Origin of the sequence: Sinomonas gamaensis, from assembly GCF_005876955.1 — a bacterium.
In the GTDB taxonomy this organism is placed as follows: Bacteria; Actinomycetota; Actinomycetes; order Actinomycetales; family Micrococcaceae; genus Sinomonas; species Sinomonas gamaensis.
Map to the genome: position 1 here is coordinate 1 of NZ_SSCL01000003.1, position 14845 is coordinate 14845.

21 protein-coding genes are annotated in these 14845 nt (G+C 67.9%); 6 read left to right on the forward strand and 15 right to left on the reverse strand.

What is annotated here, in order from left to right; all coding sequences use genetic code 11:
* Positions 1-792 precede the first annotated feature (792 nt).
* The gene (locus E5679_RS04785; RefSeq protein ID WP_138413955.1) at positions 793-1452 is read left to right on the forward strand and encodes a hypothetical protein; all 660 of its coding nucleotides are present in this window, start codon (positions 793-795) and stop codon (positions 1450-1452) included.
* A 396-nt stretch (positions 1453-1848) separates the two neighbouring features.
* Here the strand turns inward: E5679_RS04785 and E5679_RS04790 are convergent, their stop codons facing one another.
* The 5 genes from E5679_RS04790 to E5679_RS04810 form a co-directional block, all read right to left on the reverse strand.
* Entirely contained in the window at positions 1849-2052 is a 204-nt protein-coding gene (locus E5679_RS04790; RefSeq protein ID WP_138413956.1) for a cold-shock protein, read from the reverse strand.
* Between the two features lie 91 nt (positions 2053-2143).
* Positions 2144-2542 (reverse strand): hypothetical protein, encoded by a 399-nt coding sequence (locus tag E5679_RS04795; protein WP_138413957.1) that lies wholly within the window; start codon positions 2540-2542, stop codon positions 2144-2146.
* A gap of 307 nt (positions 2543-2849) precedes the next feature.
* Positions 2850-3446 carry a TetR/AcrR family transcriptional regulator gene (locus E5679_RS04800; protein WP_138413958.1) on the reverse strand — a complete coding sequence of 199 codons (597 nt, stop codon included), beginning with the start codon at positions 3444-3446 and terminating at the stop codon, positions 2850-2852.
* A gap of 171 nt (positions 3447-3617) precedes the next feature.
* Complete coding sequence (locus E5679_RS04805; RefSeq protein ID WP_138413959.1) at positions 3618-3914, reverse strand: hypothetical protein; 297 nt, start codon at positions 3912-3914, stop codon at positions 3618-3620.
* 15 nt (positions 3915-3929) lie between these two features.
* The gene (locus E5679_RS04810) at positions 3930-4292 is read right to left on the reverse strand and encodes a hypothetical protein (RefSeq protein WP_138413960.1); all 363 of its coding nucleotides are present in this window, start codon (positions 4290-4292) and stop codon (positions 3930-3932) included.
* A gap of 203 nt (positions 4293-4495) precedes the next feature.
* Here E5679_RS04810 and E5679_RS04815 point away from each other — a divergent pair, with 203 nt between their 5' ends.
* A complete protein-coding gene (locus E5679_RS04815) occupies positions 4496-5032 on the forward strand; it encodes a GNAT family N-acetyltransferase (RefSeq protein WP_138413961.1) in 537 nt (178 codons plus the stop codon).
* 24 nt (positions 5033-5056) lie between these two features.
* On the opposite strand, the gene E5679_RS04820 is transcribed toward E5679_RS04815, so the two are convergent.
* Positions 5057-5401 carry a hypothetical protein gene (locus E5679_RS04820; RefSeq protein ID WP_138413962.1) on the reverse strand — a complete coding sequence of 115 codons (345 nt, stop codon included), beginning with the start codon at positions 5399-5401 and terminating at the stop codon, positions 5057-5059.
* A 304-nt stretch (positions 5402-5705) separates the two neighbouring features.
* On the opposite strand from E5679_RS04820, the gene E5679_RS20775 reads away from it, so the two are divergent.
* Positions 5706-5846, forward strand: a complete 141-nt coding sequence (locus E5679_RS20775) for a hypothetical protein (protein WP_171042245.1) — start codon at positions 5706-5708, stop codon at positions 5844-5846.
* A gap of 129 nt (positions 5847-5975) precedes the next feature.
* On the opposite strand, the gene E5679_RS04825 is transcribed toward E5679_RS20775, so the two are convergent.
* The 6 genes from E5679_RS04825 to E5679_RS04850 form a co-directional block, all read right to left on the reverse strand.
* Positions 5976-6320, reverse strand: a complete 345-nt coding sequence (locus E5679_RS04825; protein WP_138413963.1) for a hypothetical protein — start codon at positions 6318-6320, stop codon at positions 5976-5978.
* An 89-nt stretch (positions 6321-6409) separates the two neighbouring features.
* Positions 6410-6649 carry a hypothetical protein gene (locus tag E5679_RS04830; protein ID WP_138413964.1) on the reverse strand — a complete coding sequence of 80 codons (240 nt, stop codon included), beginning with the start codon at positions 6647-6649 and terminating at the stop codon, positions 6410-6412.
* Positions 6646-8202: a signal peptidase I gene (locus E5679_RS04835; protein ID WP_138413965.1), complete on the reverse strand. Its 1557-nt coding sequence runs from the start codon at positions 8200-8202 to the stop codon at positions 6646-6648. The genes E5679_RS04830 and E5679_RS04835 overlap by 4 nt, the downstream gene beginning before the upstream one ends.
* Positions 8203-8292: 90 nt before the next feature.
* On the reverse strand, positions 8293-8673 hold the full coding sequence (locus tag E5679_RS04840) for a hypothetical protein (protein ID WP_138413966.1): 381 nt from the start codon (positions 8671-8673) through the stop codon (positions 8293-8295).
* Between the two features lie 490 nt (positions 8674-9163).
* On the reverse strand, positions 9164-9574 hold the full coding sequence (locus E5679_RS04845; protein ID WP_138413967.1) for a hypothetical protein: 411 nt from the start codon (positions 9572-9574) through the stop codon (positions 9164-9166).
* Positions 9575-9589: 15 nt separating this feature from the next.
* On the reverse strand, positions 9590-10258 hold the full coding sequence (locus E5679_RS04850; protein WP_138413968.1) for a recombinase family protein: 669 nt from the start codon (positions 10256-10258) through the stop codon (positions 9590-9592).
* Between the two features lie 257 nt (positions 10259-10515).
* On the opposite strand from E5679_RS04850, the gene E5679_RS04855 reads away from it, so the two are divergent.
* Positions 10516-11298: a potassium channel family protein gene (locus E5679_RS04855; RefSeq protein WP_138413969.1), complete on the forward strand. Its 783-nt coding sequence runs from the start codon at positions 10516-10518 to the stop codon at positions 11296-11298.
* Positions 11299-11408: 110 nt separating this feature from the next.
* Complete coding sequence (locus E5679_RS04860; RefSeq protein WP_138413970.1) at positions 11409-12164, forward strand: tRNA(His) guanylyltransferase Thg1 family protein; 756 nt, start codon at positions 11409-11411, stop codon at positions 12162-12164.
* Here E5679_RS04860 and E5679_RS21030 read toward each other — a convergent pair.
* The 3 genes from E5679_RS21030 to E5679_RS04875 form a co-directional block, all read right to left on the reverse strand.
* Positions 12143-13186, reverse strand: a complete 1044-nt coding sequence (locus tag E5679_RS21030; protein ID WP_212746908.1) for a helix-turn-helix domain-containing protein — start codon at positions 13184-13186, stop codon at positions 12143-12145. The genes E5679_RS04860 and E5679_RS21030 overlap by 22 nt on opposite strands.
* Positions 13187-13218: 32 nt before the next feature.
* The gene (locus E5679_RS04870; protein ID WP_249335961.1) at positions 13219-13437 is read right to left on the reverse strand and encodes a carbon storage regulator; all 219 of its coding nucleotides are present in this window, start codon (positions 13435-13437) and stop codon (positions 13219-13221) included.
* A gap of 607 nt (positions 13438-14044) precedes the next feature.
* Complete coding sequence (locus tag E5679_RS04875; RefSeq protein ID WP_138413971.1) at positions 14045-14245, reverse strand: hypothetical protein; 201 nt, start codon at positions 14243-14245, stop codon at positions 14045-14047.
* A gap of 249 nt (positions 14246-14494) precedes the next feature.
* Between E5679_RS04875 and E5679_RS04880 the strand changes: the two genes are divergently transcribed.
* A complete protein-coding gene (locus E5679_RS04880) occupies positions 14495-14689 on the forward strand; it encodes a DUF1508 domain-containing protein (RefSeq protein WP_138413972.1) in 195 nt (64 codons plus the stop codon).
* Positions 14690-14845: the final 156 nt, after the last annotated feature.

The following is a 14845-nucleotide window of genomic DNA, read 5'->3' on the forward strand; positions in this document are numbered from 1 at the left end:
GACTCCTACCGCACCCGCCAGCGCCGAGAACTCCTCGCCAAGGAGAACCGCGCATCCAACAGCTAAGCCTCGCGAGGGGTCAAAATTCAGACGTCGCCAGGGGGTCAAAATTCAGAAGTCGTTGACAGCAGCCCCGTGGAAGACTCTTTGGGCCCAGGCACCCACCCAAAGCCGCGGCGCGGCACCCCACTCATCCGGCGCGCGTCCCGCGCCACCGCCGCACACAACACCAGTGCCAGGGGCATACGCCCGCGACGCGCGGCCCCTCTGGCCCACGACACGCCCGGCCCAAACGACACGCCAACACACCACCCCATTGCGGCCACGCCGCACACATCCTCAGCACAAGGGAAGGTCCGCTGCGCGGCGGGCACCCGCCCAGAAGATGGCAACAGCTGGAGGGACAGTAAGCCCCACCGGGGTCCCAGTTCCCGGTTCTGTGGGTTTCTGGCCCGTCTGGGCGGGGTGAGGCGGGGTCGAGGACCGCGTTTACTCACGGTCTCGTGTCGCATGGGGGTATGGGCCTGCCTCTACGCATGGCCGGTGGCGTGGACATCCAGCTGATCCGGCTCCTGCGCACCGGAACCCTCGAGACGAACCCCGCGGCGTTCACGCAGCGGGCCAACACCTTCGCCTCCGCCGTCGCCCGCGGCGGGGCCGCGACCCTGCTGACCCGCCGGGACTCCTCCGGCATGCACGGGCAGTCCTGTTGGACGGGAAGGCGATCACGCCAACGCTCCCCTGCACCTGGCGCACACCGTCGGCGCCCGCGCCGAACCCGGCGACCTCCCGATGGATCTGGCCGACGTCGCTGCGATCGGGCAGCTCGTCCACCGGCCCTCCGTGGTGCTGCGCGAGACCCAGGCGGGGATCGACCCGGGCGAGCTCCCCCGGCTGCTGGCCAACGCCATGCCGGAGGGGTCGTGGGTGGCTGTGACCATGCGCGCCCCCTCGAACAAGGAGCGCAAGCGGCACTCGGCGTGGCTGGCCCACCGGCTCGGCACCGCCGTCCCCACCCACCACTCCGTCGGCGCGAACGCCATGGTCGCCACCATCACCGCCGGCGGCCCCGGCGAAGCCGAAGTCGAGGCCCTGCTCGCGCAGGTCGCCGCCGGGCTGCCCGGGTTCGACCTCGAAACCCAGACCGTCTTCCCGCACACCAGGCACCGCGCCTGGGCTGGCCTGCCGGTCGCTCTGGCCCTCGCCGTCCTCGCCATCGTCGGGTTGCCACTCCTCCCAGACACCGTGTGGGCATTCGCACCTTCGCTTCATGCTCTGGCCCAACCGCTCCTGTTTACGGCGGCCGCCCTCTCAGGCGTCCTCGGCGCTGCTGCGTGGACGGGCCGACTGCCCTCGGCCGACACGCTGCTGCGCCAGCATCGAACCGACCGTCGAGCACGCTCGGGAGCATGGACTGGGCGTCGCTCTCCTTGCACGGCAACCAGCGCATGACGGTCAAGGAAGCCGCCCAAATACTCGAGGTAAGCACGACGGACGAAGCCACCCTCGGGGCATACCTTCGGCGAAAGACCCTACGCTCGTCAAAGGCTGGCGCGTCCGCGCCGGGACAAGGGACAAGCCCGGCGCGGCGCCCGACCAGCATGCCATGGCAGCCCGACAAGCCGGGGTCGACGCGCCCTCCTCAGTGCATGCTGGCCCAACCGGGCCCGATGAGCTCCTGCAGTTGCGAGCCCCGAGGGCCGGATAGGGCGCCAGCAAGCCGAGCAGCACGGCCAGAACTCGCACCGCACCTCGAGCTCCAGCGGCCGGCGCTGAACCGAGCCCTCAGACAGCGGAACGGGGCCTCCCACTGGGAAGCCCCGTTCCGGGTTTAGATGCGCCGCCCGTTCAGAGGGGGCGGATCTTCTGGGCCTGCGGGCCCTTCTGGCCCTGGCCGACCTCGTACTCGACCTTCTGGCCCTCGTCTAGGCTCTTGAAGCCGCGCCCGTCGATCTCCGAATAGTGGGCGAAGAGGTCAGCCGACCCGTCATCGGGGGCGATGAAGCCGTACCCCTTCTCCGAGTTGAACCACTTCACGGTGCCTGTAGCCATTGGTGCTGCCTTCCCCGCTGGCGCCGTGGCCGCAGTCTTCGCGGCCGGTCTTCTCACGCCAGTCCTTCCCTGCCACCCTATGTGTCCGCGCTCACTGCCTCCAAGCGGTGGTGACCGAGACGGCGGTGTCCGGGTCAGCACTTGGCCGCTCGTGCTGCACCGCTGCAGTTTCGGTGGCGGGGCCGTTCTCCGCCCCGTCGTCCTGCTCCTCTGGCTCACCGGCGTGCAATGCGGCCAGGATCGCGTTGGCCTTTTCAAGCAACGCCGCATTCCGCGGGTCCGAGGGTACTGCAGCTTCGGCTGCCGCCGAGTGCTGCGCCTGCCAAAGGAACGGGCGCCGGGCCCTGCCGGCGAGGGACAGGACTGCCTTGGCCGCCCCTGCAAGGAGCATCATGCCGATCAGAAGGGCTGCCAGGATGAACAGCACGAGACTGCCGACCACGAAGGTGCCCCCGTACGCGAGGTTTGCCACAAGGGTTGTGTCGTCCACACTGACTCCCTCCCATCAAGGCGCTACTGGGGCCCTGGCGGCGCCCACGAAGGGCTTCACTGTTGGGGGATGAGCCGGCTTCTTCACTCGATTAGAGGCTAGAGGCGCGCCGAAGCCACTGTCCATTGTGTGAAGGCTGGGTGCCGTCGCCGAAGGGCGTGGGCCGCGGTGAGGCTGGCATCGGCCATCCCCTGGAGCGTCGTTTCGAGGAAGCTGCTCTGGCCGTTCCTCATTGTCGTAGCGGGCGCGGGGGAGGCCACGAGCTCGACCGCGGGCGCCTCGAGAAGGCAGCCGGTACCGCCCTTCCTTATGGCCGGTGGTGCTCCATCAGGATTCGGGCCATTTGTTTCGCCCTCTGGGCTGCATTCTCGTCGCCCTCGGCATCGGCCACCATGGCCCCCTTGAGGAGGATGTGGATCGACCAGGCGAAGTCGTCGGGATCGGCGAGACCTGCAGATTGGGCCAGGTCCGCGATCTGCTGCCGGGTCTTCTCGAGATAGCTGATGCTCGCCCTGCCGAGAGGGTGCTGGGGGCCCATTTCCATCATCACGTGGAGGAAGGAAGTGACCTGCACGGCCCCGTGCCGGAACCAGTCGTCGAACAGGTCGAAGATGGTCAGGACGGCGCCCCCGTCCCGGTTCCCGTACCGGGCGACTGCCTGCTCGATGGCAGCGGTGCGCTCTTCGTACCAGCGTTGGAGGAACGCGAGCACGACATCGTCCTTGGACTTGAAGTGCTTGTAGAAGGTGGCCTTCGCCACACCGGAGGTCTCTATCAGTTCGTCGACCCCGACAGCCCGGATGCCACGTCGGGCGAAAAGCTCATAGGAGGCATCCAGGACCCGCTGTCGGGCGGGTACCGCCGGACGCGTGAGCGGTTTCCCCGTTGCTTCGCCGATGGTCATTCCCGCATGTTACTTACTACTCTCGGGTAGACAGAACGGTCCGTGCGGTCGCACCGACAGGGCGGCGTCTGGCCCTCCGTCCGGACTGCCGGAGGGGCCGGCGCGCGGGTTCCTCGTTCTGTCCCTTGTCGTGCCCGCCAGACACCCAATGCGGCGGCTGCTGTTTTCGGATCAGGCGGACCGGGGGCGTGCTGTAGGCCTGCTCGTGAGCAGCCAAGGGATCTCCAGCCCCTCCCAGGGCCGCTCTCCGCTGGGCGGCTGGAGGTCGGCGGGGCGGGCGAGGAGGTAGCGGACCCGGCCCGAGGCAGTGCGCCAGGCGACCCTGCCCCTGTCATCGGTCCTGCTGATCAGGTAGCCGTGGATCTCGCCGTGCTGAGTGACGGCGATGACGCGGCACGGCAGCCCGGTCTCATCCCAGGGGCCCCGGTCCTCAGAGCCGCCGGGACGGTGCTGCGCGGAGCTCTCCACTGTGCTCGGCGATCATCATCGGGGTCTGGCCCGGCCCGCACCCCGATCCGTCGCCGGAGGGCGCGGGACCGCCCATGCTGTGCGGGTGATGGCCTCCGCGGCCGCCACCACCTCTGTCGCCTCCATGCCCGAGGGGAAGGCGAGCTCGAGCTGTTCCGCGGGCACGACCAGCCGGGCGAACTCCGACACCCGTGCCCGGTCGAGCCTCACCACGACCGCCGCCGGGCTCAGGCCCGAAAGGACATGGACCACCACGCCGAGGTCGCCCATTGCCGCCCTCACCTGCGCCATTGCAGGGTCCTTCACCTCGCGGCGGAACCGTACCCGCTCCCCCACATCGAACAGTGCGCCCGTCCCGGCGCTTTCCTCCTGTGCCACGCAAAGACCTCCCCCGAGTTATCTCCAATGCGGAGGCGCTGCCCCCAGCGGTGTACGAGGCCCCAATTTATCCAGCGTCTTGAAAGCAGCTGGAGGGACTTTGGTCCCGACCGCACATGACAGTTGAAGTCACGCAACACGACAAGCGGTGCTCTTGGACTTCGTTCGAGGCTGCGGGAGGTGCGACGGCTAGGCTCCTTTCGATGGAGACGGACAGGACGCTCGCCCACGGCACCCTGCTGCGCCTCCTCAGGGCCGAGGACGCCGAACCGCTCGCGCGTGCGTACGCCCAGAACCGCGAGTACCTCGCCCCGTGGGAGCCGGTGCGCCCCGAGGAGTGGTACACCGAGGAAGGGCAGGAGCAGGCGATCCGCCATTCCCTCGAGGAGCTCTTCAGGGGAACCGCGCTACCGCTCGTCCTCGTCCAGGACGGCTCGATCATCGGGCGGGCCACCCTCTCATCGGTCGTGCGCGGCGCGTTCCAGAACGCCCATCTGGGGTACTGGATCGCCGAACACGCCCAGAACCAGGGGATCATGACCCAGACGATCGGGGTCCTCGTGGAGATAGCCAGAGACGGCCTCGGGCTGCACCGCATCGAGGCCGCGACGCTGCCCCAGAATGTGCCCTCCCAGCGGGTGCTGGAGAAGAACGGCTTCGAGTTCTACGGGCTCGCGCACAAGTACATCCAGATCGCCGGCTCGTGGGAGGACCACCGGATGCACCAGCGCATCCTGTGACCAGGACCGACGCCGTCGTCGAGCTCAGGGCCTGGCTGTTTCCTTCTCGTGGGCCTCGACGTCGCATCCGAAGACCGTGATGTCGTTCCAGTCCTCTGGCATCGGCTGCACGGGGCGCACCCCGAGGGCCTCGAGCCAGTCGGGGAGCTGGCTGGGGTAGTCGAGACTGAAGACGACTCGGTCGGCGCTCGTCCCGGAGAACGCCTCGCCGGCGTCCCGGTGGCGGCAGATTGCCGCCTTCCACCTGCCGCCGCGTCGCCGGTGCCTGAGCGAGTGGACTTCGAGCCAGAACTTCTCGTCCGGCCCCAGGCCCTTCGCCACCCGTTCGAGGCGGGCCCGCAGGTTCTTGGCCTCGCGCTTGTCGATCATCGCCGTCCCCCATCTCCATTGATGCTCCCCCGACCGACACTGCCACAGGACAGCACGCTGCATGCCCGGGACGCGCCCGAGGAAGCCTTCCTCCCCGGCCGAGTCGCGTCGTGAACCGGAGGAAAGGGAGGGCTGGTCTCAGTCAACGAGCGAGGCCACCGCCCGACACGTTCGGCTCGTACACGCACGGCAAGAGGTGAGAGAGGTAATCTCATTCCTGCGCTGGTGTCCCTTCAGCGCCCCATGTGAAAGCCGCCCGGCCACCCCTCACGGCGTGGTCGCTCCCCCCCTACTAAGGAGTGCCATGGTCAACGGAGACCACCGCAATGCTGCCCACCACCCGAGCAGGGAGGACCTGTCTCAAGACTTCCACTTCGGCCCGGAGGAGAAGGCCTGGGACGAAGAGGACGGGCTCTTCGACAGCGAGGAGATCGTCGTCTCCTGACCCCTGGAGAATTCCGGTGATCGCGCCACCCGTGCTGTGGGCCACGATGACGCGGGCGCTTCGCTGGGTGACGGGGAGATCCCAAGCCGATGTCGCCCCCTCGACGCGGCGACAAGGCGTCGCCCGTTATCAAGCATTCAGGTCGTCGGGGGGGTGGACCTCGACGTCGCACCCGAAGAACATCATGTGCTGCCAATCTGCCGGGAGCGGCTGGACGGGGTGAAGGCGGAGGAGGTCGAGCCATTCGGGCAGCTGGCTAGGGTGGTCGACCTCGCACACGGCCCCGTCGCCTTCTGCCCCGGCCAGGACCGAGGTGACTCTTTCTGGCCTGCAGACCGCCGCTTTCCAGCGCCTGCCCCGACGCTTGTGCCCGGCGGGGTGGACCTCGAACCAGAGCCGTTCGTCCGGGCCGAGTCCCCGCGCCAAGTTCTCGATCCGGGTCCGCTGCGTTTCCGCTGCACGTCTGTCGACCATGTCAATCCCCCCAACGTGACTGATTCGATCATTGTTCAACGGCGAACCCGAATCGTGTCAACCCGCTTCGACGCTCCGGGCACCAGCCCTCAGCCGGCCAGCAGCCTGCGGTCCTCTTCTGCGGGAGTGCGCAGTGATCGGAGGTGCTCGATGAACGCCAGCTCGGGGCGGTCAGGATGCGCGGCAATGAGGCGACGGAGCCGGTCCTTGGATTCCTCCGGCAGGCGGGGGCCTTCGAGGGCGTCGGCAAGGATGCCGCGGAGCTGGTCGCGCAGGGTCTTCTCCTCAGGGCGCGGTAGCGGGAGGGGCAGCGTCCTCAGGTCGCTCACGGGGTCGCCGTGATTTCGCGGTTGCCGGTGTCTGCGATCTCGCTCTGGATGGGCTCAGCGTCGCCACTGCGGTAGCGGTAGGCGGTGCTCTCGTCGTTGACGAGGTAGGTCTCGACCCCGCTGCGGGACCAGTGCAGGATCAGCAGGCCGTATCGTTCGGCGAGCCTGGCCAAGGTGGCGAAGTCGGACACGTCGACGACCGTCTTCCCCGGCGGGGTGGGGCTGGGGTGCACGGGGACGAGCAGGCTCCCCCACCGGCGGCGGATCTGGGTCGCCTCGTCCAAAGGCCGGTGGCGGCGGGAGGCGAGGGCGAGGGCTGCCAGCGCCAGGAGCGCGGCGGCCAGGCCGGCGGCGGAGAGGGGACGTGCCAGGGCCGCGGTGAGCGACCAGACGCCCAGGGTCAGTGCGCGCGGCGCTGGAGCGGCGGCGGTTGCCTTCTGGGCGGCGGTGAGGCCTGCGGAGTCGGCGAGGTTCAGCTGCAGCGGGGTGAGGGCCAGCTTCAGGGCCGGGGCATAGTCGCTGCCCTCGGCGTGCACGGTGGGCACGACTGCGATGCTGACCGGGGTGGAGGGTGCGCCGGTTGCCTGGGCGGCGGCCTGGACCTTGGCTTCCAGGGCCTGCAGGTCAAGGTCGACGGTGCCGCTGTAGGAGCCGCCGGTGAACGCGGCGGTGTCCTTCAGCGGGACGGTGGCGTGCCAGCCGCCCGGGGTGGACAGCTCGGCGGAGACCGTGATGGTGCCGGAGGGTCCGTGGTAGGTGTAGGCGACGGCGACGTTCCCGGCCAGCACCCGGCGGAAGACCGGGTCGGGGGAGGAAGCGGTGGTGCCCTCGTAGGCTGCGCTGGCCCTCACCGGTGCGGTGTAGGAGAAGTCCATGCTCTTGCCCTGGACAGCCTGCGCTGCAGGAGCCGCGGTCTCGGTGGGCCCGGGCCAGGCCCAGGCGCCGAGGGCCGCGGAGAGCGCCAGCGCGGCTCCTGCGGCCGCCGTCCAGGCGCGCAGCGGCCGTTGGAGCAGACCGGTGAACGGGCGCTGGCTGGCGGGAGTGCCGTTCTCGAGGTGCCGGGACATGGGGTTGGTTCTCCTTCGGGCGCGTCGGCGCCGGCGACGGGTCAGTGCGGTGGTGCCGCCGCCGAGGAGGGCGAAGGCGGCCAGCGCGAGCATGGGCGGGCTGGTGAGGGTCTTCAGGACGGTTCCGCCCTGTGGGATATGGAGGACGGCGCGGCCGATGATCTGGGCGTCGGCGGGGTGGTCGACGTCGGTGGACTGGTTGTTGTCGCCCTTGATCGTGAAGCCGGTGGCGTCGCCGCCGATGATCCGGTGGAGGGCGATCTCCGTCCCGCCGTGGACGTGGTAGGCGACGATGTCCCCCGCTCCGTAGGCGCCGCCGCGGGCGACGACGACGAGATCGCCTTGGTAGTAGACGGGGTTCATGCTCACCCCGTGGGTGACCACGACTGCGGCCTGGCCGCTGGCCAGGAGGATGCCCAGCAGGGCGGCGCCGGCCGCCACGAGGGCGGACAGGGCGGACAGGAGGCGCCGGAGCGGTCCCTTCACGGCTTGTCCTCCTTTGGTGGCTTTGGCGTTCGAAACGGCTGGCGGGCGGCCCGGCCCCTACCCAAGGGGCGGGCCGCCCATGGGCCGGGACTAGCTGACGGTGATGTCGATGCTGGTCAGGCCGGTGTAGCCGCCGGTTCCGGTGAAGGTGCAGGTGGAGGCGTTGCTGGCCACAGCAGTGCAGGTGAAGCTTCCGGTGCCGCCGGAGGGGGTCACGGCGACGGTGCGGCCGTCGGCGGTGTTGGCGAAGGTCAGGTTGATCGTGTTGACCTCGGTGTTCGCGGGGGCGTCGGCGAACGCGTAGCTCACCCCGGCCAGGGTCGCGCCGGTGACGGTCTGGCCCACCGTGCCGCCGAGGAACTGGGTGGCGGGAGCGGTGTTGGCCAGGCCAGTGCCGGTGAACGCGGTGCCGCTGGCGAGGGCGGCGGCACCGAGGCCGACGGCGAGCATGATCTTCTGAGACTTGCGCATAGGTGCTTGTTTCTCTTTCGGGTCGTCCGGGCATGGTCGTGCCCGGGCAGGGTGGTGCCAGGTGTGCTGGCTCATTAGGTGTCGTCGGGCGCTGGCCTGCGGATGTGTGTAAGAGAGAAGGTCCCCCCGAACCTTGGCCGCGTCCCTGAGCCCGCCCATCTGCTGGAGCGTCGACTGGGGTGCGATCCCGACACTTCAAAAGTAGGCGCCAGATATGGCGCGAGGCCCCGATTTCGGCCTTTGCTGCGGAAAGCCTTGCCCAGAACGTAGGATCAGGCGCTGCTTGGTCCGCGGCGCGTTTTTCTTGCGTTTGCCGAGGGGCATGCAGCCCCGTCCCGGGGCCTGAGCGGGTGCGGGCTCGCCACTGGGGGTTGGGCCCCGCTACTTGCCCGGCGCCCAGGCGAGCCCGCACCAGTCACATTCTCAGCGCAGCACTTCCGCCAGTCTCAGGACCAAAGGCTCTTGATCTGGGCGGCTCCGCTCCGTGCGGCTATGGAATCTCGAAATCCATGATCGGGGTGAATCGCACGCCCCTCTCAGGCTTGCCGAGGTGCCCGCCGCCGAGCCCGAGCGTCACGGTGCCCGGAGCAGGCCGGACGAAGGCCGTCGACCAGCTGCCGAACCGCTCTCCCCCGCCGCCGCTCCCTTGAATCATCCGGGCGAAGGACCCGTCCGACAGTTGCAGGGCTGGACGGTCGTGGATCCCTCGGAGCTGGACGTCAATCAGCGCAATGTTGACCCTGACGAAGACGTCCCAGAGCTCGTAGCTGGGCACGTAGCCGTGCACGATGACGCCCTCGGGGACGGCGACCCGGAACTCGTGCCGCTCGGGCAGGAGCACCTGCTCGAGCGCCGGCGCCGGCTTGTCCCGCCAATGCCAGATGTGCCTTCCCTCGGACATGCGGATGTCTCTTCCCTATGGCCTGGGTGCGAGGGCCTTGGGCTGACCGTAGCGGGACCGGCCACGCGACGCCCGGGTGACAGCAGCCCCTTCGGCAGCAGGGGGCTCGGTCCCGTACTGCTTGAGGTACCTGTACAGGGTGGCTCGCGACCAGCCCACCGCTTCGGCCGCCTCCGCGGCGCTGAGCCCCTCCTCCGAGATGAGGCGCCGGGCCACCCTGACCTTGGTCTCGACGGTCTCCAGCTTGGGCGGCTGCTTGCCGAACTTCACCCCCCGCTCCCTCGCGGCCATCACGCCGGCCCGGACGCGCTCGTTGATGAGCTCGCGCTCGTACTCGGCCAGGGATGCGAAGAGGGCCAACTGGAGGCGGCCGTGCGGGGTGGAGGGGTCGACGCCGTCCATGATCGAGTAGAGGCTGATCCCCTGGCCCTGGATCTCGTTGACAGTGTTGACGACGTCCACCAGGGAACGCCCTAGGCGATCGATGCGCCAGACGAAGATCTCGTCGCCCTCGCGTGCGTACCTGAGCAGCTCGGCCATGGCCGGCCGCTCCCGTGCCGTCTTCGCCCCGGACATCTGGTCCACGAAGATCTTGTCCTCCGCCACCCCGGCTTCGATGAGCGCGGCGATCTGCATCGCCGCCTTCTGGTCCTGAGTCGACGTCCGTGCGTACCCCAGCCGCATGTGTTGCCCTCCGATCGCCTGCCGTCTCGTCTCATAAGCCCTTAAGGAGTCTCAAGACACTGCGGTGAGACAGGGTCTGCGAGACACATTAAGGCCATATACCGACAGGATTTCGGGGGTCTTGGGAAGTTCTCCCAGAACTAGAGCTCATGAGACACCCTGCGTGTTGCGGAGCAGGGTAGCCGGCATTGCCCAACGACGCGTTCAAGTCGTTGCAGAAGAGCGGTCTACGGTGTCCGCCGGGGTACGTTCGGCGGATGACTCTTGAACGTTGGGAGCGTGTGTCCGAATGGCCCATGATCGGGGCGGCCCTGGTGTTCCTTGCTGCATACTCGTGGCAGGTCATCGCGAACGTCCCCGAGGGCGCGGGCGATCTGCCCGAGGACTTGATCTGGGTGACGTGGGGCGTGTTCATCATCGACTACGTCGTGAAGCTCTGGTTGGCGCCGAGCCGCGGACGATGGTTCCTCTGGCACCTGCACGAGCTCGTGATCCTCACCCTGCCCGCGCTGAGGCCGCTGCGGCTGCTTCGGCTCGTGACCGTCCTGAACGTTTTCCGCACTCGGGCGGGCGCTGCGCTGCGCGGGAGGCTCCTCGCTTACGTCGTGGGCTCCGCCACAATGCTGCTGTACTGCGGGGCCCTCGCGGTGCTGGACGCCGAGGAGAATACCGCGGGCGCGAATATCCGATCGTTTCCGGACGCCCTCTGGTGGGCGTTTACGACGGTGACGACCGTCGGGTACGGAGACCGCTACCCCGTGACTGACGTCGGTCGGGCCGCAGCCATTGTCCTCATGCTCGCCGGGATCGCTGTGCTCGGCGTCGTGACCGCGTCCATCGCTTCGTGGCTCGTGGAGGCGGTCGCGAAGGAGACCGCCGAACGCACCGCCGAAGTCGTGGGGGAAGCGGTCGAGGCTGCGGACCTGCCGCTCGAACAGCAGATGCGTGCCCTCGTCGCGGAGGTGGAGCGGCTCGGCGCGGCGATCGAGGCGAGGAACCGGACCAGCCCCGGAGACGCGGGAGGTCAGTCAGGCGGATGACTGCCTGAAGCTTGAGGGGAACCGCCCGCTTATCCTCGGCATCCTCGCCTATTACTCGTCAGCCACGGAAGTGAACAGGGCCAGACAGGTGACCGCACAAATGGCCTTCCATGACCACCTCTGTCGGCACCGAGCCAGCCTCCGTCGTATTCAAGCGCCTCGAGCACGAGTACCGAGGCCGCCTGCCCCGCAACGGCTTCGCCGTGGTCAGGGTCGACGGGAAGGGTTTCTCGAAGTACACGCGCGGGCTGGAGCGGCCGTTTGATGCGAAGTTCTCCTCGGACATGCAGGCCACCGCGCTGTTCCTGGCCGAGCAGATCCAAGGGGCGGTGGCGGTGTACACGCAGTCCGATGAGATCAGCGTGGTGCTCTCCGATCTGTCCTCCCCTGAGGCCGAGTTCTGGTTCGGCGGGCAGGTTCAGAAGGTCGTCTCGGTCGCCGCGGCCCTGGCCACCGCCAAGTTCAACTCCCTGCGCCCCGAGTCCGGGCAACTCGCGGTCTTCGACGGGCGCACCCACCATCTCGCCGGGCACGACGCCGTGGCCGGCTACCTGCGGTGGCGGCAGGAGGACGCAATGAAGAACAGCGTCGGCATGCTCGCCTCCCACCACTTCTCCCACCGCCAGCTCCAAGGCGTCTCCGTGTCCGGTCGGAAGCAGCTGCTCCTCGAAGAACGCGGCGTGGACTGGAACGAGCTCCCCCAGCACCTGCGCCAGGGCACCCTCGTGAAGCGCGAGCTCCGCCAGCGGCAGGTCACCTACCGGCACAAGGGCACGGGAGTGGAACACTCGATCGATGTCGAGCGCCGCGAATGGACCGTGGCCCCGGCGCCCCTGTTCGAGGACTACTCCTCGCTAGGGCTCTGATCGACGGAGTCAGCATTCCTGCCTGACGCCCTGTGGATCGCTGCGAGCCGTTCCTCCTGAGTGAGAACTCCTGCGAACGGCCCCATCTGCCGAAGGTCGATGGCCCGCTCATCAGAATCGAGCATTCGTGCGATCAGCTTCGGGACGGGCCCGGCCACAAGGCGTTCCCATTCGTCGACCCACCCCTGGGCGTAGGGGCTGCGCGGTTGCTCGTTCATGCGCGCGATGTTCTCTCTGGCGATCGCCAGGATGGGGTTCGGGTCCCTGAGCAGTTTGTCAGCGACTGCACGGTGGAGCTCCCACGAGACCCGTTCCTCCCGTCTCTCGAGCGGGCGGCGGACGGCAAGCGCGGTCTGCACAAGGCCGCGGGCGGCGCCCTCTTCGCGACTTCCGGCATGTTCGGCGAGGTCGGCGGCTGCGGCCAACAGCGGCACGGTGCCATTGATCACTCGGAGCGATTCCGGGACTACACGCAGGATTACGTTGGCAGGGCTGTCTGGCCTCGGCTCGACGAGAAGGTAGTCGGCACGGATTGGTCCGGCGTCGTCGGAGGCGACGTAGGCTTCGAGTTCGTGGCCGGAGAGCAGCCCGGCAGCCGGGTGCGACACCCCCGACAGGGCTATCCGCCTGTCGGCGCGTAGGTCCGCGACGTCGGTCGGGTTCGCGTGGAGGCGGATCCTCACGGCGCGGTTCGGCAGCCATGCCTTCAGCAGTGGCACTGGGTCGTCTGCCTCGCACAGCCGCTGGAGGCGGGCCTTGAGCCGATACCTCTCGGCCGGTGTCGGGGCGAAGCCTGCCTGTGCGAGCCGTGGTGGCTCGGCGGCGAGGATAAGGGACCAGCATGATCGTGCGGACAGGGGTCTGATGCCGAGACGAGGCGAGGACATCTTGCCTTCGTCGAGCTCGACGAGCCAGCGGCCGCCGACCTTTTGTCCGTCGAGTCTGCCGCTCTCGAGCATCGCGCGCACGCGCCGCTCTGTCACGCCAAGGCGAGCGGCTGCGTCGACCACACTGAGCGGCATGCCTTCAGTATTCCGCTTCCGGTATAGCTATGTCACGGAATTTCGAGTCCATTGAGCAGGTCATCGACGGTCGCCTCAGCGGCAGCGCGGTTGGCGTCCGAGACCGCGGCGAAGATCTCCTCGCGCTTGATCGTCACGTCCCGCGGGGCGTCGATGCCGATGCGGATGCCTGCTTCGCCCTTGTCCTCGAGGACGGTGATGACGATGTCGTTGCCGATCATGATCTTCTGGCCGAGTTTGCGGGTAAGCAAAGGCCCCCTCGCAGATCCGCGAGGATTGAGAGGGGGCGCCGCCTGCTACCGGTGGAGGCCGTTCCAGATTCCGGCGAGGAGCAGACCGATGTTCAGGAGTTTCTCTACGACCGCAAGATAGCGGAGCATGAGGACTCTCCCTTCCCCGTGGCGATCCACGGCTCGGCAGATTTCCGCTACGCTGGGTCTTGTAGTCGAATCCGGCAGCGCGTCGGTTCTGCATCTTTTTTTGATGGCACCAGGGGCCCGTTGGCGCGGGCCCCTTGGTGTATCTCAAACTCTAGCAATCTGGATCGATACCGAAGGGACACTCCCTGCATCCTTGTCCCACATCTGACCGCAGAAGCCGCCAGATTCCGCCCCGGAAATCCTTGGGACTCCGGTTGTTCTTGGTGTGAATATCCCTGTGGGTACTGGAATTCACAGAATGATCCACTGGGTTATCCACAGCCCAAGCCCGAGAGTGGACCCAGGATGCGGCTCCATCGTTGATGAGGTCCGTGAGCTAGTCGACGTGCTTCTCGACATACCTCAGTAGACCTCTCCCGCCGACTTGTTAGGCGACGCTGAAGTTGCCGGCCAGCGTCACGGGCAGCTCCGCGGGAGCTCACTCCACCCGGTACCAGACCACATGTTGGCCGGAGGCGAACTGGCCAGGCTCGACGAGGATCCCGGCCTTGCCGTCGAAGATGTAGGCGGCGAACCAGCCCGCCTCCGTCGGCCGGGTCGTCTGGTCCGTGACGCAGTACTCGATCTGGGACGCGGCCTCCAGCGCCGCACTCTCGGCGTAGATCTGAACGTGGAGCAACTAGCGGCTCTCATGCTGAATCGTTGCAGGCAACTGTTGCCTACCATCGGGCGGTCGGGACCCTTCGACGGTCGGCGCTGATCTCGACTCGCCATTTAGAGCCGAATTCTCGCCGAGTCCTCGTCCCTGGGGAAGCGCCGGCACTGTCGAGTCAGCGGTGGTTGCGGTGACGCTGGCCCAGAGACCGGATGTATTCCCAGGCACCGGATTTGCCGTTTGCCATACCAGTTCGACGGGAAGGGATCCGGCATGGCTGAACTCAACGTGTACCAGCGTCCCGACCACAACTGGGGATGGCGCCTCATCTCCGACAACGGCCACGTCATCGCCACCGACGGCGGTCAAGGCTACGAGCACGAGTCCATGGCCGAGAAGATGGGCCAACAGGTGATCGCCGGCCACTACAAGGACGCGAAGCACACCACGAAGAGCCTGAAAGACTGAGGAGCGAGCGTCTGAGGGCCCCACTCCTCGGTGGCCTCGACTGACCTGCGTGTGTCCATCCCGTGGGTCCAGCGTCGGGTCCTGCACGTTGGGGCCGCACGGCTGGCTGAGAGGTGATCGTGGACGACGCGAGCGACACGGACCCGGTCCGGCATG